The 21,300-nt window shown below is 67.5% G+C and carries 21 protein-coding genes and 1 pseudogene; 14 read left to right on the forward strand and 8 right to left on the reverse strand.

All coding sequences use genetic code 11. The features are described from left to right. Positions 1-118: 118 nt before the first annotated feature. Together NL1_RS40110 and NL1_RS36130 are read left to right on the forward strand one after the other, a co-directional pair. Positions 119-517 (forward strand): annotated as a pseudogene (locus NL1_RS40110) (DUF6924 domain-containing protein); the annotation flags it as partial. 65 nt (positions 518-582) lie between these two features. Continuing rightward, positions 583-1,263, forward strand: coding sequence for a DUF1963 domain-containing protein (locus NL1_RS36130; RefSeq protein WP_245673062.1), 681 nt, complete (start codon positions 583-585; stop codon positions 1,261-1,263). Positions 1,264-1,271: 8 nt separating this feature from the next. Here the strand turns inward: NL1_RS36130 and narI are convergent, their stop codons facing one another. Genes narI through NL1_RS02575 form a run of 5 tightly spaced genes read right to left on the reverse strand, consistent with a single transcriptional unit; the run spans position 1,272 to position 9,333 of the window. Continuing rightward, complete coding sequence (gene narI, locus NL1_RS02555) at positions 1,272-2,012, reverse strand: respiratory nitrate reductase subunit gamma (RefSeq protein ID WP_067833788.1); 741 nt, start codon at positions 2,010-2,012, stop codon at positions 1,272-1,274. Next, positions 2,009-2,644: a nitrate reductase molybdenum cofactor assembly chaperone gene (gene narJ / locus NL1_RS02560; protein ID WP_067833791.1), complete on the reverse strand. Its 636-nt coding sequence runs from the start codon at positions 2,642-2,644 to the stop codon at positions 2,009-2,011. Before narJ ends, narI begins: the two co-directional genes overlap by 4 nt. Beyond that, entirely contained in the window at positions 2,641-4,326 is a 1,686-nt protein-coding gene (narH, locus tag NL1_RS02565) for a nitrate reductase subunit beta (protein ID WP_067833793.1), read from the reverse strand. Before narH ends, narJ begins: the two co-directional genes overlap by 4 nt. Beyond that, positions 4,326-8,024 carry a nitrate reductase subunit alpha gene (locus NL1_RS02570; protein WP_373862514.1) on the reverse strand — a complete coding sequence of 1,233 codons (3,699 nt, stop codon included), beginning with the start codon at positions 8,022-8,024 and terminating at the stop codon, positions 4,326-4,328. Before NL1_RS02570 ends, narH begins: the two co-directional genes overlap by 1 nt. Before the next feature lie 46 nt (positions 8,025-8,070). Beyond that, positions 8,071-9,333 (reverse strand): MFS transporter, encoded by a 1,263-nt coding sequence (locus tag NL1_RS02575; protein ID WP_084510251.1) that lies wholly within the window; start codon positions 9,331-9,333, stop codon positions 8,071-8,073. A gap of 563 nt (positions 9,334-9,896) precedes the next feature. Here NL1_RS02575 and NL1_RS38885 point away from each other — a divergent pair. The 10 genes from NL1_RS38885 (at position 9,897) to NL1_RS02630 (ending at position 16,125) form a co-directional block, all read left to right on the forward strand. Further along, positions 9,897-10,094 (forward strand): hypothetical protein, encoded by a 198-nt coding sequence (locus tag NL1_RS38885; RefSeq protein ID WP_067833802.1) that lies wholly within the window; start codon positions 9,897-9,899, stop codon positions 10,092-10,094. A gap of 46 nt (positions 10,095-10,140) precedes the next feature. After that, on the forward strand, positions 10,141-10,776 hold the full coding sequence (locus tag NL1_RS02585; protein WP_067833805.1) for an Rv1733c family protein: 636 nt from the start codon (positions 10,141-10,143) through the stop codon (positions 10,774-10,776). Between the two features lie 301 nt (positions 10,777-11,077). Then, a complete protein-coding gene (locus NL1_RS02595) occupies positions 11,078-11,980 on the forward strand; it encodes a universal stress protein (RefSeq protein WP_067833811.1) in 903 nt (300 codons plus the stop codon). A 346-nt stretch (positions 11,981-12,326) separates the two neighbouring features. Continuing rightward, positions 12,327-12,788, forward strand: a complete 462-nt coding sequence (locus tag NL1_RS02600) for a DUF2267 domain-containing protein (protein WP_067833814.1) — start codon at positions 12,327-12,329, stop codon at positions 12,786-12,788. Positions 12,789-13,006: 218 nt separating this feature from the next. Next, entirely contained in the window at positions 13,007-13,591 is a 585-nt protein-coding gene (locus NL1_RS02605) for a TetR/AcrR family transcriptional regulator (RefSeq protein ID WP_067833817.1), read from the forward strand. Then, positions 13,588-13,965: a hypothetical protein gene (locus NL1_RS02610; protein WP_067833819.1), complete on the forward strand. Its 378-nt coding sequence runs from the start codon at positions 13,588-13,590 to the stop codon at positions 13,963-13,965. The genes NL1_RS02605 and NL1_RS02610 overlap by 4 nt, the downstream gene beginning before the upstream one ends. Beyond that, a complete protein-coding gene (locus NL1_RS02615) occupies positions 13,962-14,177 on the forward strand; it encodes a hypothetical protein (RefSeq protein ID WP_067833823.1) in 216 nt (71 codons plus the stop codon). Before NL1_RS02610 ends, NL1_RS02615 begins: the two co-directional genes overlap by 4 nt. Before the next feature lie 228 nt (positions 14,178-14,405). Continuing rightward, entirely contained in the window at positions 14,406-14,837 is a 432-nt protein-coding gene (locus NL1_RS02620; protein ID WP_067833826.1) for an Hsp20/alpha crystallin family protein, read from the forward strand. A 76-nt stretch (positions 14,838-14,913) separates the two neighbouring features. Further along, positions 14,914-15,381 (forward strand): CBS domain-containing protein, encoded by a 468-nt coding sequence (locus NL1_RS02625; protein ID WP_067833829.1) that lies wholly within the window; start codon positions 14,914-14,916, stop codon positions 15,379-15,381. A gap of 66 nt (positions 15,382-15,447) precedes the next feature. After that, positions 15,448-16,125 carry a DUF2267 domain-containing protein gene (locus NL1_RS02630; protein WP_067833832.1) on the forward strand — a complete coding sequence of 226 codons (678 nt, stop codon included), beginning with the start codon at positions 15,448-15,450 and terminating at the stop codon, positions 16,123-16,125. A 340-nt stretch (positions 16,126-16,465) separates the two neighbouring features. Here the strand turns inward: NL1_RS02630 and NL1_RS02635 are convergent, their stop codons facing one another. The 3 genes from NL1_RS02635 to NL1_RS02640 form a co-directional block, all read right to left on the reverse strand. Continuing rightward, on the reverse strand, positions 16,466-17,236 hold the full coding sequence (locus NL1_RS02635) for an SRPBCC family protein (RefSeq protein WP_174553385.1): 771 nt from the start codon (positions 17,234-17,236) through the stop codon (positions 16,466-16,468). 116 nt (positions 17,237-17,352) lie between these two features. Then, complete coding sequence (locus NL1_RS37165; protein ID WP_156094615.1) at positions 17,353-17,517, reverse strand: hypothetical protein; 165 nt, start codon at positions 17,515-17,517, stop codon at positions 17,353-17,355. Between the two features lie 364 nt (positions 17,518-17,881). Beyond that, positions 17,882-18,538 carry a hypothetical protein gene (locus NL1_RS02640; protein ID WP_067833838.1) on the reverse strand — a complete coding sequence of 219 codons (657 nt, stop codon included), beginning with the start codon at positions 18,536-18,538 and terminating at the stop codon, positions 17,882-17,884. Positions 18,539-18,556: 18 nt separating this feature from the next. Between NL1_RS02640 and NL1_RS02645 the strand changes: the two genes are divergently transcribed. Continuing rightward, on the forward strand, positions 18,557-18,793 hold the full coding sequence (locus NL1_RS02645) for a hypothetical protein (protein WP_067833841.1): 237 nt from the start codon (positions 18,557-18,559) through the stop codon (positions 18,791-18,793). Between the two features lie 379 nt (positions 18,794-19,172). Continuing rightward, positions 19,173-21,164 carry an NAD-dependent DNA ligase LigA gene (gene ligA, locus NL1_RS02650; RefSeq protein WP_067833844.1) on the forward strand — a complete coding sequence of 664 codons (1,992 nt, stop codon included), beginning with the start codon at positions 19,173-19,175 and terminating at the stop codon, positions 21,162-21,164. Positions 21,165-21,300: the final 136 nt, after the last annotated feature.

A 21,300-nucleotide genomic window follows, 5' to 3' on the forward strand; every position in this document is an offset into this window, starting at 1 on the left:
TCACCCATCGGTGGAAGCTGACGTCGCCTCGGATCTGAGGATTTCCGTATCGGCGAATCTTGACGTCGTGATGCTGGTTGCGCAGGGTGTTCGGCTGCCGTAGCGCACAATCGGGCGCATGGCACGATCTCTGCCCCAGGGCGAATCGCTTCTGGTGCGTACGGACTTCACCGACGACGCGGCCTGGGCCCAAACCCTCGCGGCGGTCCTCGCGTCCTACGACGAAGACACGATGACAGAGCTGACACCCGTCGACGACGTGACCTTCGACGGGCTGAACCCCGCCGACCTAGGTGATCTGGTCGATGGCCAGACCTATGTGTTCCTCGCCGACACCACCACGATGACCGACCCCGAGCACCCACTGCTGGCAGTCGATACCAGCGACGAGGATGTCCGAGGGGACGGCGACCCGGTGTTCCGGATCGCGCCGATCGCGATGGCCGAGGTCGAGGTCAACTTCTTCCTCTCCACCATGGACTTCGAGGACTACGCCAGCAGCGTCGACGACGACGGTGTTTTCCGCGGCTGCCGAGGGGAATCGACTGGCCGACCGGCCCCGAGGGTGCGCCGCTGGCCTTCATCGCGGCGCTGGACTGCGCGGCCCTCCCATTCGGGTGGCTCGACATCCCCCTGCCGGCCGAGGGCGTGCTCGCGTTCTTCGCCTCCACGCCGCTCGGCGAGGGACCGGAGGGCCGGTACCGGGCGGGACGCTGCGGCCCGACGCACGGCCGAGTCTTCTATCTCCCTGCTGGCACGCCCTGCGGCGTCCGCGCGGCCCCGCCGGGGGTTGCGGTGTTTCCCGGCATGCGGCTGATCGCCCGGAGGGACCCCACCGCGCCGTTTCCCGACCATCCGCGCGTACGGCACGCGTTCGCGTTGCACACGCGAGAGGAGCTATACGACCACCCCTTGTACGACCAGAGCTTCCTCGACGAACTCGCCGAGCAGGGGACCCGGTTCGAGCACCGGGTCGGCGGGTACGCGAGCGCGGGTGCCGTCGAGTACGAAGCCGCTCTCGGCCGCGCCGAGAGCGTGGGTGGATCACACCCGCGAGAGGCCGGCCCACACGACACCGAGCGCGCGCTGGAGTGGGTGATGCTGGCGCAGTTCCAGTGCGACCCCGCAGAGGGAATGCTGGCCTGCGACAGCCAGGACGGACAGCCGGGCAGCAGTCGGCGGGGTGTTCTGGTGTGGCTGATCCGCCGCGATGACCTCGCACGGGAGTCGTTCACCGAAGCTGTCCTGCTGCGCGATTTTTGAAAGTACGACTAGCGGACTTGTTCCCACCCGGGTCGTGGTGCGCGGGAACCGAGTTGGGTGTCGCGGCTGCGGTAGACGATGTAGGGGCGGGTGAGGTAGCCCAGCGGCATGGAGAACACGTGTACGAGGCGGCTGAACGGCCAGAACGCGAACAGCGCCCACGCGCTGAGCACGTGGAGTTGGAAGCCGAGGGGAGCGGCGGCCATGAGTTCGGGTTGGGGTTGGAGGTAGAAGATGGACCGGAACCAGGGGGAGACGGTTTCGCGGTAGTCGTGGGGGTGGTCGGTGAGGTTGCCCAGAACTGTGGTTCCCAACCCGAGCAGAATGGTGCCGATCAGCAGCACGTACATGATCTTGTCGTTGCGGGTGGTGGCGGAGAAGACCGGCCCGACGGTGCGGCGACGGTAGATCAGGATCGCGGCGCCGGTCAGGGTCGCGGCGCCGGCGAGGACACCGAGCCCGACGGCGAGCAGGTGGTAGGTGTGTTCGCTGATCCCGACGGCCTCGGTCCAGGACTTCGGGATCAGCAGTCCGCCAATGTGTCCGAGGACGACCAGCAGGATTCCGTAGTGGAACAGCGGGCTGCCCCAGCGCAGCAGCCGGTTCTCGTACAGCTGAGACGAGCGGGTGGTCCACCCGAACTTGTCGTAGCGGTAGCGCCAGATGTGGCCGACGACGAAGCAGGCGATCGAGGCGTAGGGGATCGCGACCCACAGCAGGATCTCGCCGGTGCTGGGTTGGCCGTTCATCGTGCTCCTCCGTGGGGCATGTACTCGCGTGGGGCGAAGGGGGCCAGTCCGACTTCTTCTTCGGGTGGGCCCTGCGCGGCCAGTGCGGCGATGGCGTCGTGTTCGTTTCTGCCCAGGCTCGGCAGGGTGGCCGACACCGAGTCCAAGACATGCGCCCACACCGATCCGATGTCGTGCAGGCCCAGACGCAGCAGCTCGAGGCCGGCGCGGTGTTCGACGAGCAGGCGAGCCCCGGCGGTGGGGTCGGCGGTGGCGGCGAATTCGAGCACGACGGCGAGGTGATCGGGCAGTTCGTCGTCGTGCAGGATCATCCCGGCGGCGCGATAGGTGTGTTTGAACCGCAGCAGCGCCACTCCGCGTTTGCGGGTGTCGCCGTAGGCGAAGTAGGTCAGATACGGGCTGAATCGTTTGTGGTGGTCGAAGGTGGCGACGTAGTCGGCGGCCAGATCCAGCGGGTCGCGGTGGGCGGCCTTGTCGCAGAACATCTGTAGCGGTTCCCCGAGCGCCGGTGGCAGGGCGGCGCTGGTTTCACGCAGCAGCGGCCATTGACCGGTGAGGTGTTCACCGGGGTAGGCGATCAGCAGGGATTGGGCTTTCCAGGCCAGGATCCGGTCGGTGTCGGTGATCGTCATGGCCGGGGCTCTCCTCGGTCGTCGCGTTCGGGTTGGTCGGCGGGTCCGAAGAGTCCGGGTGGGTGTCCTTTGCCGTCCCAGTTGAGCAGGTTGACGCGGCTGCCTTTGTCCACCGGTGCGGCCAGGGTGTCGGTGGTTTGCCGGTCGCGCAGCATTCGGTAGTTCTCGACCGCGATGGGGGAGACCCCGCCGGATGCTTCCCCGAACGGACCCGACCCGCCCATGCCTGGGCCGCCTTCGTAGTCGAGGCTGCATTCGGTGGCGAGTTCTTCCAGGCCGTGGGCTTGTTCGGCGTGGGCGGGTGGAATCACGTAGCGCTCATCGTATTTGGCCAATGCCAGCAGCCGGTACATGTCGTAGATCTGCTCGCCGGTCATGCCGACCTTGGTCGCGATCTGCTCCTGAGGTTCGCGGCCGAGGTTGATATCGCGCATGTAGCTGCGCATCGCGGCCAGCCGCCGCAGCACCGCGTCGACCGGTGCGGTGTCCCCGGCGGTGAACAGCCGCGCCAGGTAGTCCACGGGGATGCGCAGGGCGTCGATGGCGGCGAAGAGGTTGCCGTGGTCTTCGGCGTCGTGGCCGGTGTCGCGGACGATGTCGACCACCGGCGACAGCGGCGGGATGTACCAGACCATCGGCATCGTGCGGTATTCCGGATGCAGCGGCAACGCCACCTGGAAGGTGTTGATCAGGGCGTAGATCGGGGAGCGTTGCGCGGCGCTGATCCAGTCGGCGGGGATGCCGTCACGTTCGGCGGCGGCGATGACGGCCGGGTCGCGAGGGTCGAGCAGGATCTCCCGTTGGGCGTCGTAGAGGTCGGTGTCCTTCGGCGTGGAGGCAGCGTCGAGGACACGGTCGGCGTCGTAGAGCACCAGCCCGATGTAGCGCAGCCGGCCCACGCAGGTTTCCGCGCACACCGTCGGCATGCCGACTTCGACGCGGGGGAAACAGAAGGTGCATTTCTCGGCTTTACCGGTGCGGTGGTTGAAATACACCTTCTTGTAAGGGCATCCGGACACACACATCCGCCATCCGCGGCAGCGGTCGGAGTCGACGAGCACGATGCCGTCCTCGCTGCGTTTGTAGATCGCCCCGGACGGACACGACGCCGCGCACGACGGGTTGAGGCAGTGCTCGCAGATCCGCGGCAGATAGAACATGAAGGTCTGTTCGAATTCGAAGCGGACCTTGTCTTCGATGCCGCGGCGCATCGGATCGGCGCTGCCGTGTTCGGGTGCGCCACCGAGGTTGTCGTCCCAGTTGGCCGACCAGGTGATCTTGGTGGGTTGGCCGGTGATGAGCGAGCGCGGGCGGGCCACGGGGGTGTGTTCCTGCGGGCCTGCGGTGAGCAGGTTGGCGTAGTCGTAGGTCCAGGGCTCGTAGTAGTCGGCCAGGCGAGGCAGTTTGGGGTTGGAGAAGATGGTGGCCAACTTGCGCCACCGCCCACCCCCGGCCAGCCGCAACCGGCCGCGCCGACCCAGCTTCCACCCGCCGCGCCAACGTTGCTGGTCTTCGTAGGTGCGTGGATATCCCTGTCCCGGGCGGGTTTCGACGTTGTTGAACCACACGTACTCCACCCCTGAACGGTTGGTCCAGGCTTGTTTGCAGGTCACCGAGCAGGTGTGGCATCCGATGCATTTGTCGAGGTTCATCACCATCGCCATCTGAGCCATGACACGCATCAGTAGGTCACCTCCTGGCTGCGGCGCCGGATAACGGTCACCTCGTCGCGTTGGTTGCCGGTGGGGCCGAGATAGTTGAACGCGAACGACAATTGGGCATAGCCGCCGATGAGGTGGCTGGGTTTGATCAGCAGCCGCGTCAGCGAGTTGTGGATGCCGCCGCGTTTGCCGGAGGTCTCCGCGCGGGGGACGTCGATGAGGCGGTCCTGGGCGTGGTGCATGTACACCGTGCCCTCGGGCATGCGGTGGGAGACGACCGCGCGGGCGACCACGACACCGTTGCGGTTGACCGCTTCGATCCAATCATTGTCGGCGACACCGATTTTCGCGGCGTCCAGATTCGACATCCAGATCGTGGGCCCGCCGCGGGAGAGGCTGAGCATGAACAGGTTGTCCTGGTACTCGGAATGGATCGACCACTTGTTGTGCGGGGTCAGGTAGCGCACGGTCAGGCCGAGTTCGCCGCGCGCGCCGATGGCGGGTTCGTCGAACAGGGCGGTCATGTTCAGGGGTGGGCGGAACACCGGCAGCTGCTCGCCGAGCTCGATCATCCAGTCGTGGTCGAGGAAGAAATGCTGGCGTCCGGTCAGGGTGTGCCAGGGCTTGAGGCGTTCGACGTTGATGGTGAACGGAGAGTAGCGGCGCCCGCCGGTTTCGCTGCCCGACCATTCCGGGGAGGTGATGACCGGTACGGGCGCGGCTTGGGTGTCGGCGAAGGTGATCTGTTTGCCCTCGTGCTCGGCGGCCAAGTCGGCCAACCGGGTGCCGGTGCGCTGTTCGAGGGTGCGGAACCCTTGGGTGGCCAGGTGGCCGTTCGTGGTGCCGGACAAGGCGAGGATCGCCTCACACGCATGCAGATCCTTGGCCAGCGAGGGCCGCCCGTCGGCGGGTCCGCCGCGCACGGCGCCGTTCTTGTGGCGCAGGTAGTCCACTTCCCGGTCGAGGCGGTAGGTGATGGCTTTGGTGGTCGCACCCAATTTCTCGGCCAGCGGCCCCAACGCCGCCATCTTCGCTGCGATCGCGGTGTAGTCGCGTTCGACCACAGTCAGCCGCGGCATCGTCACACCCGGAATCGGTTCGCACTCACCGTGTTTCCAGTCCCGCACTCGTCCGTGCGGGGTGGCCAGCTCGTCGGGGGTGTCGTGCAACAGCGGGGTGGCGACCACGTCGTGGCGCACGCCGAGATGATCGGCGGCCAGCTTGCTGAACGCCTCGGCGATGGTTTGGAAGGACGCCCAATCGGTGCGGGTCTGCCAGGGTGGGGCGATCGCGGGGTTGAACGAATGGATGAACGGATGCATGTCGGTGGTATTGAGATCGTGCTTCTCGTACCAGGTCGCCGCAGGCAGCACGACATCGGAGAACATCGTGGTGCTGGTCATCCGGAAGTCCAGCGACAGCAGCAGATCCAGCTTCCCGACCGGTGCCTGCTCATGCCAGACAATCTCTTTCGGGCGGGCATGCGGGGGTGCTTGTTCGGCGCGCAGTGAGGAGTCGGTGCCGAGCAGGTGTTTAAGGAAGTACTCGTTGCCCTTGGCCGAGGAACCCAGCAGGTTGGCCCGCCACACGCTCAGGATCCGCGGGAAGTTGGCCGGGGAATCGGGGTCTTCGCAGGCGAAGCGCAACTGCCCGGCCTTCAGCTGCCCCACCACGTGCTCGGCGATGTCGGTGCCCGCGGCGGCGGCTTCGTCGGCCAGGTCGAGGGGGTTGCGGTCGAAGGTCGGATACGACGGCATCCACCCCATCCGGGCGGCTTGGGCGATGAGGTCGGCGGTGGTTTTGCCTGCCAGCTGTCCACCGGCTTCGGGGGCGGCGGCGAGGGTGTCGGCGCTGAAATGGTCGTAGCGGAACTGGTCGGTGTGCAGGTACCAGTAGGCGGTCTGGATCATCTGTCGCGGGGGGCGTGACCAGTCCAACCCGAACGCCAGCTGCGACCAGCCCGTGATCGGACGGCATTTCTCCTGACCCACGTAGTGGGCCCAACCGCCGCCGTTGACGCCTTGACAGCCGGTGAGAGTGGTCAACGCCAGAAACGCCCGGTAGATGGTGTCGGAGTGGAACCAATGGTTGGTGCCTGCGCCCATGATGATCATCGACCGGCCCTTGGATTCCTCGGCGTTGGCGGCGAATTCGCGCGCGATACGCGCCGCGGCCACCGCGGGCACCCCGGTGATCGCCTCCTGCCAGGCCGGAGTGTAGGGCTGGGTCGCGTCGTCGTAGCCGGTGGGCCAATCGCCGGGCAACCCGTCGCGGTGCACCCCGTACTGGGCCAGCAGCAGGTCGAACACCGTGGTCACCACATGATCACCGACCCGGCGCACCGGCACCCCGCGGCGCAGCATGGCGGACTCGGGTGAGTCGAAGCGCGGCAACGTCACCTCGACACTGTCGGCGCCGACCATCGACAGCAGCGGCTGTACCTGCCCGAGGTCGAGGTTCCACTTCCCGGCGCCTTGCTCGCCGTAGCGGAACCCCAGCGATCCACCGGGCACCACCGGCTCGCCGGTCACGGCATCGATCAGCACGGTTTTGAATTCGGCGTGCTCGACATCGCGGTGGGTTTCCAGGTCGGCAGCGGTGAGGAACTTGCCCGGCACGAACCCGTCCTCGCGCACGTCGAGGGTCACCAGGAACGGCAGATCGGTAAAGCGGGTGACGTAGTCGGTGAAGTAGGGCACCTGCCGGTCGGCGAAGAACTCGCGCAACACCACATGGCCCATCGCCATCGCCAAAGCCCCGTCGGTGCCGGGTACCGCCGCGAGCCATTCGTCGGCGAACTTGACGTTGTCGGCGTAGTCCGGAGAGACTGCCACGACCTTCTGGCCGCGGTAGCGGGCTTCGGCCATCCAGTGCGCATCCGGGGTGCGGGTCACCGGCAGGTTCGATCCCCACATGATCAGATATCCGGCATCCCACCAGTCGCCGGATTCCGGGACGTCGGTCTGGTCGCCGAATACCTGCGGGGAGGCCACCGGAAGGTCGGCATACCAGTCGTAGAACGACAGCATCGTGCCTCCCAGCAGCGACACGAACCGCGCGCCGGAGGCATGGGAGACCATCGACATCGCCGGGATCGGGGAGAATCCGGCCACCCGGTCGGGACCGTAGCGTTTGATGGTGTGCACATGCGCGGCGGCGACGAGTTCGGCCGCTTCCTCCCACGTGGCGCGCACCAGCCCGCCCTTGCCGCGCGCGGCCTTGTAGGTGCGGGCTCGTTCGGGGTCTTCGACGATGCTGGCCCACGCGGTGACCGGGTCGCCGGTGGCGGCTTTGGCGGCCCGATACATCTGCAGCAGTACCGCCCGCACATACGGGTAGCGCACGCGGGTGGGGGAATAGGTGTACCAGGAGAACGCGGCACCGCGCGGGCAGCCGCGCGGCTCGTACTCCGGGCTGTCCGGCCCGACGGAGGGGTAGTCGGTCTGCTGGGTTTCCCAGGTGATGATGCCGTCTTTGACATAGATCTTCCACGAGCACGACCCGGTGCAGTTCACCCCGTGGGTCGAGCGCACCACCTTGTCGTGGCTCCACCTGTCTCGGTAGAACTGATCGGCGCCACGGCCACCGATCTGATACAGCGCCCGGTTGTCGGCGGAAATCTCGGCGCGGGTGAAGAACCTGCGGGCTCCCACCAGCGCGTCGGTCAACTCGCTGTCCAATCCCGCACGAGGGGAATGGGTTTCGGCGTCGGTACTCACTGGGTGATTCCTCCTGAGGTGGTGCTCGATCAGGGCAGAGGGCAGTTCAAGCGGGAGTGTGGGCGCGCACCGAGCGGCGCACGATGGTCACGGTGAATGCGAGGGTGGCCGCGGCAACGGCCGCCAGTGCCGCCAAGCCGAGCGCATACGACCCCAGCGCGCCGAAGAGGGCGCCCATGATCAGTGGCGGCACGAACCCGCCGAGCCCTCCGGCGGCGCCGACGACACCGGTCACCGACCCGACCTTGTCTGCCGGGGCGAGCAGCGCGACCAAGGCGAACACCGCGCCGCTGCCCGCGCCCAGCGCCGCAGCCATGGACAGAAACGCCATCGTGGCCACCGGCATCAGAGCGGGGGAGAACGCCTGCACGGCTGCGGCGGCGGTCACCACCGCCAACCCCACTGCCAGCACCCGGACCGGTCCGACGTGGTCGGACAGCCAGCCACCGACCGGGCGCATCACCACCGCCAGCAGCACGAATCCGGCCATGCGGTTGGCGGCGTCGGCTTGGGTGAGCCCGTAGACGGCTTTCAGATAGGTGGGCAGATACACCGAAAACGCCACGTACCCACCGAAAGCCACCGCATACAACGCCGAGGCCTGCCACGTCAGCGGCAATCGCACGGTACCGGCGAGACGACGACCCAACGATTGCGCAGGCACCGACCGGCCCGGGGCATCGCGCAACCACAACCCGGCCGCCAGCGCGTAGATCGCCAGCACCGCCGCGGTCACCAGGAACGGCGTCGCCGTGGTGCCCCAGTCGACCAGCCGGACAGTGGTCAGGGCGCTGATCGCGGTGCCGCCCATGCCGGCGCCGAAGATCCCGATCGCCAACCCGCGCCGTTGCGGCGGAAACCAGGCGTTGACGAACGGCACACCGATGGCGAAGGTGGTGCCGCCCAGGCCGAGGAAGAATCCGCCGATCAGCAGCGCCGCCAACGAGGAGTGCCCGATCAGCCCGATGAACAACACGGGAACGATCGTGATCACCGAGATCAGCGGAAACATGACCCGCCCGCCGAACCGATCGGTCAACGCGCCCACCGGGATTCGGCCTACCGACCCGACCACCACCGGCACCGCGACCAGTAACGCCTGCTCGAAGGAGCTCAGCCCCAGCGCATCCTGAAACATCGGCCCCAATGGGCTCAACAACGCCCACGCCCAGAAATTGACCGCGAACCCGATCGTGGCCAAGGCCAACATCAGCGCACGTTGCCTACCGGGGTTGGCCTCTGCACGGGCGTTGCGGGGCTCGTTGGCGGCGGTGGAATCGGACTGGGCTGTAGAAGGTGTTGAAGTCATCGTCGCCGGACCTGTCACTCGTGTCGTCTCGAGCTCGACCGCACGGAGCCGATCGAGCATCCTGAGCGTGCGTCACACACCTGTCGACCGGCTAGGTCCACCGGTCACCGAACACGGGGCCGGAGGGCCCTAACAAGGTCAACAGTAATGGCCTTCCCCAATCCGGACGGGGTGAAATGACCGTGCCACCCCACGACGACATGCGGCGATGGCGCAGACCTGGGGACGGCGTTCGAGGGACCAGCGCATCCGGTCGCGCGGCAGGGTCGTGGCGGCCGGGGCAGGGGCCGGTCAGGAGGGTCCTGATTGGTCACGCTGCTCGCGCATCCGCTCATCCTGCTCGCGCTGCTCAGAGAGTCGTTGCCACTCCTCGCGTTGCCAGCGCTCGTTCATCAAAGCCCCCGTACCAGTTCGAACATCGGCTCATATCGAGGGTAAGTCGGACTACGAGACTCGGTCCACAACCGGACGTGCTGAGCCGCAGCAAGTCTCACGGCAGCAACCCGCATAGTCCCCGCCGCCTCGCTCACCAGCCACTACATCGTGATTCCTCCGCTATCGGGGTGGTGGCCAGGCGGTCCCCGGCATCGCTCGCCTACGCGGCCGGCAATGCCCCGGGCGATGCGCACGACATCGCGGTACTCCGCCTGCCCACCCGCGTGCCCGGCGCGGTCGACACCCTGGAGTCGCATGCGATGGCCCAGGTCCGCACCGCGCGCTGGCGGGTCGGCCGCAGAGCCGGTCGGCCCCGGGCTCAATGACCTTCTGCCCTGCCCGATGAACTCGCCGGCGGGTGATGCTCGACCCATGGGCTACAGCACCAGGGACAAGCGAACGACGGTGACCCGGTTCGAGTCGTTAGCCTGGGATCGCTGCCGGATCGGTGTGGCGGGTCTGTGGGCGCGACGGCCATGGAATCCCAACCCTTTGCTGCGCGCCGGCGACCGGCTCGACACCACAATCAGGGTCCTCGCCGTGCTCGCAGGGCTGTTCGCCGTACCTCTTGCGGGTGCGCTGGCCACCATCACCTACACCGACAGCGCTGGCCAGATCGCAGCGCAACGCGCAATTCTGGCGCGCGTCGACGCGATGGTCATCACCGATCCGGTGCAGACCGGGCCCACTCGCTGCGAGGCGACTGTGCAATGGGTTTCCCGCGGCGCCGCGGCAAACGCCCGAATCGCGGTGCCGCGCAGCGTGGCGCGAGGCGATCACCTCACCGTCTGGCTCGGACCCGACGGGACTCCCACCACGGAACCCCGCAGCTCCGAGGCCGCAGCGGTGACCGGGATAGGCGTCGGTGCGCTCGTGCTGATAGGCAGCTGGTTGGGCGCCTGGGCGCTGGTCACCACTACGGGAAGGCTGCTGGCGCGGCGCCGCAGTCGGGATTGGGCCATCCGCTGGCGGCAGATGAACCGTCGGGTAGGGGAGGACGGCCAGTGAGGCAATGGAGTGGCGGCGGTCGGCCGTGGTGGATGCCGGCGCTGATGGCATTGTTCGTGGTCCCGTTGTGGGTCGCGGTTGCGGCAACCGTCGTCGCCGTGGTCGACCGCATCTGGCAGCAAGGCTGCGCCCGGTTGCCGCTACCCAGACGCTCGGTGCCGATCGAGGTCCGCGACACTCGCAGCGTCGAGCAACCCGATCTCGCGCAACGATCTGCGGGGTGCACCGGCGGTGTCGACACCGGGGTATCGGGTATTTCTCCGCGAGCTCATCGATGATCGTGGCGTCGAAAGGACAGGTCATGGTAGAAGGCACTTCCACACACGCACCTCAGTCCAACGCGCCGGTGCTCGTCGCCGTCGACGGGTCGGCCAGTTCCCATCAGGCCGCGGCATGGGCCGCGGTAAAAGCGACCCTGCACGGCTGCCGGCTGCGCCTCTTCACCTCGATGGCGACCCCTGGCGGGTACGGTCCGGCACCCACCGTGACCGAAACCCATCTGGAGTCGCTGCGCGCCGAGGGGCAACGCATCGTGGAGGCGGCCACGCGGATCGCTCGCGCCGCCGCGCCCGGCAAATACCTGCTCATCGATACCGAGGTCAGTTTCGATCCGGTCATCCCGACCCTGATCGAACGCTCGCGACAGGCCAGGATGCTGGTGGTGGGCAGCCGCGGCATCGGCGCGTTCCAGCGCGGAATTCTCGGCTCGGTCAGTACCGCGCTCACCCACCACGCCCATTGTCCGGTCACGGTCATCCACACCAGCGCCGCGATCGACCCCGTCTCGGCCGAACAGCCCGTCCTGGTCGGCGTCGACGGCACCGAAAACAGCATGCCCGCCCTGGAACTGGCCTTCGAAGAAGCCGCCCGTCGCGAGGTCGAGCTCATCGCCCTGCACGCGTGGAGCGACACCAGCGGCCCGTCGCTGCCGGTCAATGGATGGGACGCCGCCCGCGAGTCGGCGGCCGCCGTGCTCGCCGAGAGCCTGGCAGGCACCAGCGAACGCCACCCCGAGGTCAAGGTCCACCGGATCGTGACCGCCGACCGGCCCGTGCGGTCCTTGCTCGACGAATCCGCCCGCGCCCAACTCGTTGTCGTCGGCAGCCACGGCCGCGGCGGCTTCGCCGGCATGCTCCTCGGCTCCACCAGCAACGCCCTGCTGCACTCGGTCGAAACCCCCTTGATCGTCGTCCGTGACCACTGAGCACCCGGATCCCGAGGCTGCGCCGGTCACCGAAACACCACAGTGCGAGGACCTCAGGCTTGGTCACGGGTGTTCCGTAGAAGGTTCCGGTGATCCGCGCCTTTCTGTATGGAGCACTCCGCCGCCCTCACCACATCGTGATCATGGGAATCGGTCGACGCCTCGAGCAGCGCGCGAACCAGCCGATCCAACACAACGATTCGACGCCAGTGGCCGCCTGTCGGCGCTGAGCAGTGACGAGCACCGGTACCCACGAACGGTCGTTGGACCCAACGGGTCGAGGACCTTCGACAGGCGCGTGCAGCGTCCACCGTCTCCTAGCCTTGGCCGAAACGAAGGACACATCATGGCGCACCCGCACGACCCTTTCGCTCCCGCATTGCACACCGCGCACGTATGGCTACGGCGGATCACAGAGGACCTGGCCACCGAAGACCGCGCATTCGCATACCGACTGACGCGAGCGTGGCTGCATACCGTCCGCGATCGGCTCGACGTGGGAAGCGCGGCACACGTGAGCGCGCAACTGCCGGAGTTGTTGCGCGGCATCTTCTTCGAGGGGTGGGTGCCCGCCCACGTACCGGTCGCACACGATCCTTCGTCGTTTCTCCGGCAATTCGGGCAGGCAGCCGGGGTGAGTGAGGACGAGGCATACGGGTTGGTGTGGTTGGTGTCGGACGCCATGCGCGAGCTGCTCTCTCCCGGTGAGCTGGAACATGTGTGCACCCCCTTCCCCGACGCCCTGCGTGTGCTGCTTCTGGGTGCCTCCACTGGGCCGTCCGGGGAGGAGCCGGACGACGCCCGCTGATCGAGAGGCAGGCGCGTGCCGCGGCTCCGCCGTACTGGGCGTCGGGGAGACTGCCCAAGCCTGTGATCACGCCGATCGCCAGCCCATAGCGTGCCCATTGCACCGGATGGCGGCTGATCGACTCGCGTATCGGCCCCAGGAGCGGTTCTCGTGGCTGCTCGTCGAGGTGGGACAGGACACCATTGCTTACAAAACGGGTAGACCCGTATTGTATTTGTATGAGCACGCAGACCTCAGCCGGGCGGCCGCGCGACCAGCGCACGCACCGTGCGATTCTCGATGCAGCCGAAGGGCTGGTGATCGAACTCGGATATGCCGCGGCCTCGGTGACCGCGATCGCGACGCGGGCGGGGGTGGGTAAGGACGCGATCTATCGCCGCTGGTCCGGCAAACCGGAACTGATCTATGAGGCGCTGTTCACGACCGTCGACACGGGCCCGGTGCCCGACACCGGGACGTTGCGCGGCGATGTCACCGCCGTAGCTGCGGCGTTGATCGCGGAGTTCAGCACACCGGCCGCGGTGGCCGCGCTGCCGGGGTTGCTGGCCGATTTCGCCGCCGATCCGCAGCTGCGTGCGCAGGTGCGTAGCGCGTTCCTGGCCCCGGCCAAGGGGCGAATGGTGGAGATCTTCGATCGGGCCCGAGCGCGCGGGGAGCTCGATGGCGAGGTCGATGTCGAGTTGGTGCTCGACACGTTGGCCGGTGCGGTGTTCTTTCACCTGGGGCTGCTCGGTGAGCCGGTGACCGAGGCATTGGCCGAGCAGCTCGGCCGCATCGTGACCGCTGGGATCGGTGCGCGATGAACGTCTGGTTGATGGCTGCGGGCGTCGCCGCGGCCGCGGTGGCGGCAGTGCACGTCGTCGCCGGACACGTCGACCCGGTGCGTCCGCTGCTGGACAGCGCGCTGCCGGACGTCCCCAAGCGGACACTGCACGTCGTATGGCATTGGGTCAGTGTCGATCTCGTGCTCGCCGCGCTCACCCTGATCGTATTGGCGGCGGCCGAACCGGTGGGCACCGAGCTGGTCGCGCTGCTGACCGCCATCCACTTCGCCGCCTACACAGTGGTGTTCGTGGTCATCGCGGCCGTGCTGCCGGGACCGTGGCGGCTGCTGCGACTTCCGCAGTGGATGCTGTTGGCTCCGATCGCCGTGCTGTCGTTGGCCGGTGCCGCATGAACGCCGCCGAGCGGACGAGCCACGCCCGGTCGGCGGTGGGCAGCCAGGCGTCGTCGGGAATCGTCGTCGACCCGGGCCGGGCGAGCCGGTTGACGATCGAGTCGGGGACGCGTCGCCGCCACATCGCCGCCCAGGCGAACACCGGCGTAGGCGCGACGATCGGGACGACGCGCAGGTGGCGATCGCCCGGCGGCGGCATGCGCAGCCCGTAGAACGTCGCGGTGGTGGGATCGTCGGCGGTCTGGTCGAGGAAATGGTCGAAGCCCAGATTCGACCCGGCCCGATCAACCACGATGCCGAAGGTGGCCGTCAACTCGTCGACGAGGCGGCGTCGGCAATGGCGGACGAACGGCCCTTTCAGTCGGGTCGGCAGTCCCTAGTGCCGACCATCGGAGACCTGGTCGAATCGGAGGGTCCGAACTCGAGCACAGGAGCCGATCATGAGCCTGCTTCCTGCACATCGTCCTCACTCGCTGTTTCCCGACCTGACCGAGTGGCTGACCGGGTTCCCCGCGGTGGAGAACCTGCGCCCGCTCGTCGGGGGTCACCTGATCAAGGTCGAAGACGAACTCACCGAGGGCAAGTACCTGGTACGCGCGGAGTTGCCCGGTCTCGATCCCGACAAGGACGTCGAGGTCGTCGTGCGCGACGGCGTGCTCACCATCAAAGCCGAGCGCAGTGAGCGCCACGAGACCAAGGGCCGCACCGAATTCAGCTACGGCTCGTTCGCCCGTTCGGTGTCGCTGCCCGCGGGCGCGAACGAAGACGGCACCACCGCCACCTACGACAAGGGCATTCTCACCGTCTCGGTCCCGGTCACCACGACGCAGGCCCCGCAGGGAAAGCGTGTGTCCATCACCTCGGGCGAGTGACCACAGACACCACGCCGGGCGGTGTCCTTGTTCGACCACCCGGCTGCACTCGAGGCGAACAGAGAGGAGACCTGCCGTGACCACAGCTCAGATGATCATGCATTCCGAGGTGGCCTGTCTCAGCGTGCGCGACACCATGCAGACCGCGGCACAGCGGATGCATCAATTGGATGTGGGCGCACTGCCGATCTGCGATGGGGAAGGGCATCCGGTCGGCATAGTCACCGACCGCGACATCGTCGTCAAATGCATTGCCCTGGGCCATACTCCGCACACCACCACGGCCGGTGAGCTGGCTCAAGGCGCGGAAGGACTGCACACCGTCGACGCCGGTGACGATATCGGCGACGCGTTGGCGCTGATGCGGCGCTATCAGATCCGGCGGCTGCCGGTGACCGATCATGGACGCCTCGTCGGCATCATCACCGAAGCCGATCTAGCGCGCGAAATGCCCGATAAGACGGTGGGGGAGTTCGTCGAAGCAGTGTGCGCACAGCACCTTCCGGCCGCAGCCTCCGAGACCACCGACCCTGGCACGCCCTGACGACCGCCGCAAACGGCCCTCGGCGCGCCTCTCGAAGCGGGCCCGCCCCAGAGCCGAGGAGGATATATGTCCCAACACGAAGATCCACTTGCTGGCTGCGTGCAAACCGCGCATATATGGCTGCGCGCCATCGCCGAGCACCTCGACACCGACGATCGCTTCTATGCATTGCGGGCAATGCGGGCGTGGATGCACACCGTGCGCGACCGGATCGGCGTCGGCAGCTCGGCGCATCTATCGGCCCAGCTACCCGAGATCCTGCGGGGCACCTATTACGAGGGCTGGGTGCCGAGCCACGTACCGGTGCACCACTCGGCGAGTGAGTTCGTCGCACAGTTCGCCCGCGAGGCGGGAATCGAACCCGACAAGGTTCCGCAAGTCGCCGGGGCGGTCACCGCCGCTCTGGAGGAGCTGTTCTCACCAGGGATGCTCGGCCGCATCTTCTCAGCCCTGCCGATGCCGTTGCGCCACTTGCTGCGCGGGGCGGGCGAGATCAGAGGCGGCGACGGTGACGGCAGCGCGCCGCAGGCGCAAGGCCGCCCGCGGTCATCTGAGGCCAGCCGGGTCGGCGAACTCGAGGAGCGCGTGCGTGTACTGGCCGACGCGGTCGCCGTGCTTGCCGGCGGGATCGAACGCCTGCCGATCGATGAAACCGACGACCTTCGCATGACTGCCGCCGCACAACAAGCACACCGCATGCTCTTGGCCGAAGGCATGCTCGGCGGCACCGCCGGGCAGCGGTGAGCCCTGCGACGGCCGTCGGGTTGCCACTGCTCAGCCGCGGTATCGGCAGGGCTCTTTCGGGTCGTTCGATGATCAGGGGACCGGCTCGGGGCGCTGACCTGCGCTGGTGCCGCGGTCGATGGGATGGTCGCAGCCTTCGACTGAAGTCCCGGGCGCTCCGTTGACCTTCCTTGCGCTGAACCGGCGGCACCCTGGGAGGTGGCCGGGCGTGCATGTCCTCGTCTGCACCCGTCGCGGTAGCGACCGGCGCGACCTCGATCTCGGTGCCAGGGCTTGTACGGAGCATGTCGAGCCAGTTGTCGCGCTCAGTGATCCGACACTGCCCGCGGAAGTCACCGCGTCAGGGTTGCTCGACGCTCGGTGCGAGCAACCCGGCTCCCGGCTCGGTTGCGGCCGAATCGGGGGCACTGGTTTCCCCGATGGGGTGTGCGTGGTTTTCCACGCGTTGCTTGATGCCGTAGAGCATTTTTCGTTCCATGACCAAGCTGGCGGGCTCCATGAGCAGCTGATAGGCCCACCGGCCCATTAGGGAGCGGTTCGCGGTGGTGATTCTGTTGCGGCTGACCAGCCGCGTGCCTGCTCGATCGGGGTACAGGCCGAAAGCCCATACCCAGTTGCCGTCCTCGGAAGCGAACACGAGCGCGCTTGCTCGGTCGCAGACCGCAACCCGCATCTGCGGTCCACTCGGGCTGAGCGGCAAACTTTCCCCGACACTGAGGTTTTGGTACTGCGGCAGGATCGTATCGGCGCTGTGCATGTCCAATCCGAGCAGGTTCTCGACCCAATCGTAGGTGTATGCGCCGCCACGGCCGGGTCCGATCTGAACCAGCCACGGCCAAATCTGCTCAGGCGCGGCGGAAATGGTGATCGCGCGGGTGGCTACGAGATCGGGTTGGGGCATCAATTCGTCGCCGGGCATACCGCGCTGCACCTCGGTGGTGCTGGCACCCCAGTGCAGACAACGCTCCCGGCCCAGCAGCCGGTAACCGGCGATCATCGCGGCAAGCCCGGCTCCAGCACCCGCCAACGTCGCGACTGCCGTGCGTGCGCGCATCCGCAATGGATGGACCGGCCCTGCCATAGCGCAGGTCGTCATCGAAAACGGCTTCATACAGCGAGCCTGCCGTGAATGCACGCGCGCCAGCCAGGGTCTTTCGCCTTCAGCGTTGTTGACTTTCGCCGAGGACCAGCTACCGGGGAACCTAAACCCGAGGCCTGAGGCAGCGTTCAGCCAGCAGATTCGCTGCTGGAACTGCGAGTGAGTTCGTCGGCTCCCTCCTTGCGGCACGGTCCGCAGAACAATTGCGGCATCTGCGGAGTCCACGGATCAGGGATGTTGAACGCCGCGAGCCGCCGCAATTCGGAACCATCGACGTCGAGGATCACCGTCATGACGTGCCGGTCCTTGTCGGTGGCTCCGCAACCCTGTCTATTGGACCGACAGCGGGCTCGAGCACGGCCGACCTGGAAGGCGGTGCGCGGAATCCGATTGGCATTGAGCCGAAATGACCCCCGCCGCCCTGCCTTCGGTGTGGCGCTGTACGTCGATTTCGCTGCGACACCGGCGGATTGGGCCACCTACCGCCGCGAGTGGTGCGGCCCTCTGCAGTAGCAGCGTGGACTCCGGCCGCGACCGCGGCGACGGACTGGATCTCCACCAGGTGTACCCGTGCGGCCGATGTGCTTGATGACTGCAAGGCAGCCGACGGGCCTATAGCCGCACAATTCGATTGGTGGCGAGCTTGTCGACGCATCGTCAGGAGCTCGGCCCGGCGGGTGTTTGCACGGCTATTTCGCCGCCCAGTTCATAGCCGCCACTGAGCTGCAGTCCGTCACCGCTCCAGAACCGTCCGGGGTCATACCAGTTGGGGCTTCGGTGTTGCGGCAGCAGTCCCATCGACTGGTAGGTCGCGGCCACGATCTCCGCGCAGTACGCGCTTTCCAGCTCCTGGGCGGCCGCTCGGCTCGATCGGCGTCGTGGGAGCCGTACTCGGCCGCGTAGCCAGCGTCCGGCGAGACCGGCAGTGGAAGGGAAGGGGGTTCCGTCGAGTCGGGCGATGGTGCGCAGCAAGCTGTCTTCCATCTCTTGGGTTGCCGGACGGTTCAATTGGCGCAACCAGGCCTGCTGACCGTAGCGGTGTGCCCACACCAGTACCGCGTCGCGCAGGTTGTGCAACTGGACGCCGCGGTGCGCGACTCCGGTCCACATGTCGGGCAGTGATCGGCCGAGCTCCGCGTGCCAGATCAGCGCGGGCAGATCGTCGAGTACGACCGACATGCCGACATGGTTCACCGGACTGTTCGTCGTCATCCGAATCGCACGGTCGGCTGCCGAATGACCGCGGAACAGCCAGATGTCGCCAGTTCTGGTGATCTCGAGCGCTCGATCGAGACTGATGCTCGTACCCGTCATGGACGTAGCCTATGCGGTATGAGGTGGTGGAAGGCAGTGGGTTTGGCGGGCGCGGCCGGTGTGGTCGCGACCGGTGTGGTGGTCGTGCGCGCTGAGCGCCGTCGCCGTGCCTACACTCCGGACCAGGTCCGCGAACAACTGCACATGCGATTCGCTCAGGTGACCTCGTCCGAAGCGGCCGCCGAAACCGCCGCGCCAGTGACTCGGGAAGCCGTCGGCATCCGCAGGCGTATCCGCCGTTTGTTTCAGCGGTGACTACAGCGTTCAGGCGATAGACGGCGCCCGTCGCAAGTTCCTCGCCGGCGACCGGTTGGACATGCAAAAACTCGGCGTCGACCGGTCAACGCTGTTCCGCTGGGTCGGCAATCGCGACCGGCTGCTCGCGACCGTGCTGTGGTCGCTCGCCGAGCCGACATACCGCGCCGCGGTGGCGACGCGAACCTCACCGAGGCGAATCTGACCGGCGTGAAGTACGACGCCAGCACGCAGGGGCCGGTGGGATTCACCCCTCCACCATCGCGGTGATCGTGCCCCAGCGCGTCGCGAGTGGCGTGATTATGGGCTACCCACTCGGACCCTGGTCGCACTGGCCTCGACGGGGTGGTGTCGGTGGGTATCGGTAGCGTCGGGTGCTGTGGAAACTGGGGAACATATCCAAGAGCTCGCGGACCGCATTGTGGCGCTGCGCGACGCCTACTACCAGGGCTCGCCGCTGGTCGCGGACGCCGAGTACGACGCGATCGAGGACGAGCTCCGTGCCCTGATCGAGGCGCACCCCGACCTCACGCCCGACCCGAATCCGCTGGAGCAGGTGGGCGCGCCCGCGGTGCTGCACGCTCCGATCCGGCACTCGCGTCCGATGCTGTCCCTCGAGAAGGCGACCAAGCCTGAGCAGGTCGCGGCGTTCTTCGACCGCTTCCCCGGCCAGTCGGTGGTGGTGATGCCGAAGCTCGACGGCTTGTCCCTGGCCGTGGTCTTCGAGGACGGGCGGCTGGTGCGTGCCGTGACCAGGGGTGATGGCACCACCGGTGACGACGTCACCGTGCTGGTGCGGGCGTTGGTCGATGGTGTTCCTGAGCGGATCGACGTCCCGGGGCGGGTGGAGGTGCGTGGCGAGGCGGTGATGCTGCGTTCGACCTTCCTGGCCTACAACACCGCACATCCGGACAAGCCGCTGATCAATCCGCGTAACGCCGCGGCGGGCACGCTGCGGGCGAAGGACCCGGCCACGGTCTCCGAGCGGCGCCTGCGATTCTTCGGCTTCGACTTGGATACTTCTGTCGGTGGCGCCGCGATCGACCTGGAGGAGGGGCTGCGGGCGCTGGGGGTCGCGGGCGCGCAGATGCGGCTTTGCGCCGACGCCGAGCAGGCGCAGGCGGCGATCGCCGCGATCGAGCAAGGTCGCAACGAGCTGGACTACGACCTCGACGGCGCGGTGCTGCGGCTGGCCGACCGCGATGCCTACGCGGCGGCCGGCATTCGGTCGAACTCCCCACGCGGCGCGCTGGCGTTCAAGTTCGCCGCCGAGGAGAAGACCACGGTGCTGGCCGACGTGGTCTGGGACGTCGGCAAGACGGGCAAGATCGTCCCGGTCGCGTGGCTGGAGCCGGTATTCGTGGGCGGCACGACGGTAACGAAGGCCACGCTGGCCAACCAAGAGGTGATCCGCGCCCGCGACATCAAGGTCGGTGACACGGTACTGGTGCGCCGCGCGGGCGACGTGATCCCGTTCGTGGCAGGCGTTCTCGACGCCTCCAAACGCACGGGCGAGGAGCGAGAAATCGTGCCGCCCACCAACTGCCCCTCGTGCGCACAGCCGGTGACCGAGCAGGGCAACAGCCGAGAACTGTTCTGCACCAACGCCTCGTGCCCCGCACAGACGGTGCGCAGGCTGATCCACTGGGCGTCGCGGGCGGCGGCCGACATCGACGCGATCGGGCAGGTGTGGATCGAACGCCTGGCCGAGGCGGGCATCCTGGAGAGTCCTGCGGACTTCTACACGCTGACGAAGCAGCGCCTGCTCGAGTTCGACCGCATCGGCGAGGTCTCGGCCGGGCGCATGATCGACTCGATCGATGCCAGCCGCCAGGTCGGCCTGCGCCGCGCCTTGATCGGCCTGGCGATCCCGATGGCCTCCGACGGCACTGCCGCTCGCCTGGCCCGGGCGGGATTCGGCTCCCTGGAGGAGGTCGCCGACGCGGGCGAGGAACGGCTCGTGGCGGTGGAGGATATCGGACCGAAGGTTGCCGCCTCCCTGGTCGCGCACCTGGATCGCCTGCGTCCGGAACTGGAGCGGCTGCGAGGGGCGGGCGTCTGTCTGGACGTGCGCGAGGAGGACCTTCCCCCGGTCGTTTCGGCCGGCGCGCCCCTGGCAGGCAAGACGGTGGTGATCACCGGCGCTATCAGCGACCCACGCTCGGGCGAGAAGGTTGCCCGCCCGACGTTCCAACGCCTGTGTGAGAAGGCGGGCGCGACGTCGGCGTCCTCGGTATCGGCGAACACCGATCTGCTGATCACCGGTGCGGGAGTCGGTGAGAGCAAGCTGACCAAGGCGGAGAAGCTCGGCGTCGAGGTCGTCGACCAGGGCGAGATCTGGAGCCTGCTGATCGCCGCCAAGGTCATCTAGACCTCGGTAGGCCCGGCCGGGCCTTGGTGCAGTACCTGCGGTGGCTGGCCGGGCATCGAGGTGAGTCGGGGCGGATCACCCCGCCGGAGACGGTGCGCTCCCGAGGTAGCACCTGCAGCGTGCGGCGATCCTCATC

The organism is Nocardia lijiangensis NBRC 108240, assembly GCF_001613045.1.
GTDB lineage: Bacteria > Actinomycetota > Actinomycetes > Mycobacteriales > Mycobacteriaceae > Nocardia > Nocardia lijiangensis.

Excerpts from the sequence above, each read along its gene's own strand:
- narI (WP_067833788.1), bottom strand. The coding sequence starts at position 2,012 with ATGAACGGCCAACCCAGCACCGGCGAGATCCTGCTGTGGGTCGCGATC.
- narJ (WP_067833791.1), bottom strand. The coding sequence starts at position 2,644 with ATGACGATCACCGACACCGACCGGATCCTGGCCTGGAAAGCCCAATCC.
- narH (WP_067833793.1), bottom strand. The coding sequence starts at position 4,326 with ATGCGTGTCATGGCTCAGATGGCGATGGTGATGAACCTCGACAAATGC.
- NL1_RS02575 (WP_084510251.1), bottom strand. The coding sequence starts at position 9,333 with ATGACTTCAACACCTTCTACAGCCCAGTCCGATTCCACCGCCGCCAAC.
- NL1_RS02585 (WP_067833805.1), top strand. The coding sequence starts at position 10,141 with ATGGGCTACAGCACCAGGGACAAGCGAACGACGGTGACCCGGTTCGAG.
- NL1_RS02595 (WP_067833811.1), top strand. The coding sequence starts at position 11,078 with ATGGTAGAAGGCACTTCCACACACGCACCTCAGTCCAACGCGCCGGTG.
- NL1_RS02600 (WP_067833814.1), top strand. The coding sequence starts at position 12,327 with ATGGCGCACCCGCACGACCCTTTCGCTCCCGCATTGCACACCGCGCAC.
- NL1_RS02605 (WP_067833817.1), top strand. The coding sequence starts at position 13,007 with ATGAGCACGCAGACCTCAGCCGGGCGGCCGCGCGACCAGCGCACGCAC.
- NL1_RS02610 (WP_067833819.1), top strand. The coding sequence starts at position 13,588 with ATGAACGTCTGGTTGATGGCTGCGGGCGTCGCCGCGGCCGCGGTGGCG.
- NL1_RS02615 (WP_067833823.1), top strand. The coding sequence starts at position 13,962 with ATGAACGCCGCCGAGCGGACGAGCCACGCCCGGTCGGCGGTGGGCAGC.
- NL1_RS02620 (WP_067833826.1), top strand. The coding sequence starts at position 14,406 with ATGAGCCTGCTTCCTGCACATCGTCCTCACTCGCTGTTTCCCGACCTG.
- NL1_RS02630 (WP_067833832.1), top strand. The coding sequence starts at position 15,448 with ATGTCCCAACACGAAGATCCACTTGCTGGCTGCGTGCAAACCGCGCAT.
- NL1_RS02635 (WP_174553385.1), bottom strand. The coding sequence starts at position 17,236 with ATGAAGCCGTTTTCGATGACGACCTGCGCTATGGCAGGGCCGGTCCAT.
- NL1_RS37165 (WP_156094615.1), bottom strand. The coding sequence starts at position 17,517 with ATGACGGTGATCCTCGACGTCGATGGTTCCGAATTGCGGCGGCTCGCG.
- NL1_RS02640 (WP_067833838.1), bottom strand. The coding sequence starts at position 18,538 with ATGACGGGTACGAGCATCAGTCTCGATCGAGCGCTCGAGATCACCAGA.
- NL1_RS02645 (WP_067833841.1), top strand. The coding sequence starts at position 18,557 with ATGAGGTGGTGGAAGGCAGTGGGTTTGGCGGGCGCGGCCGGTGTGGTC.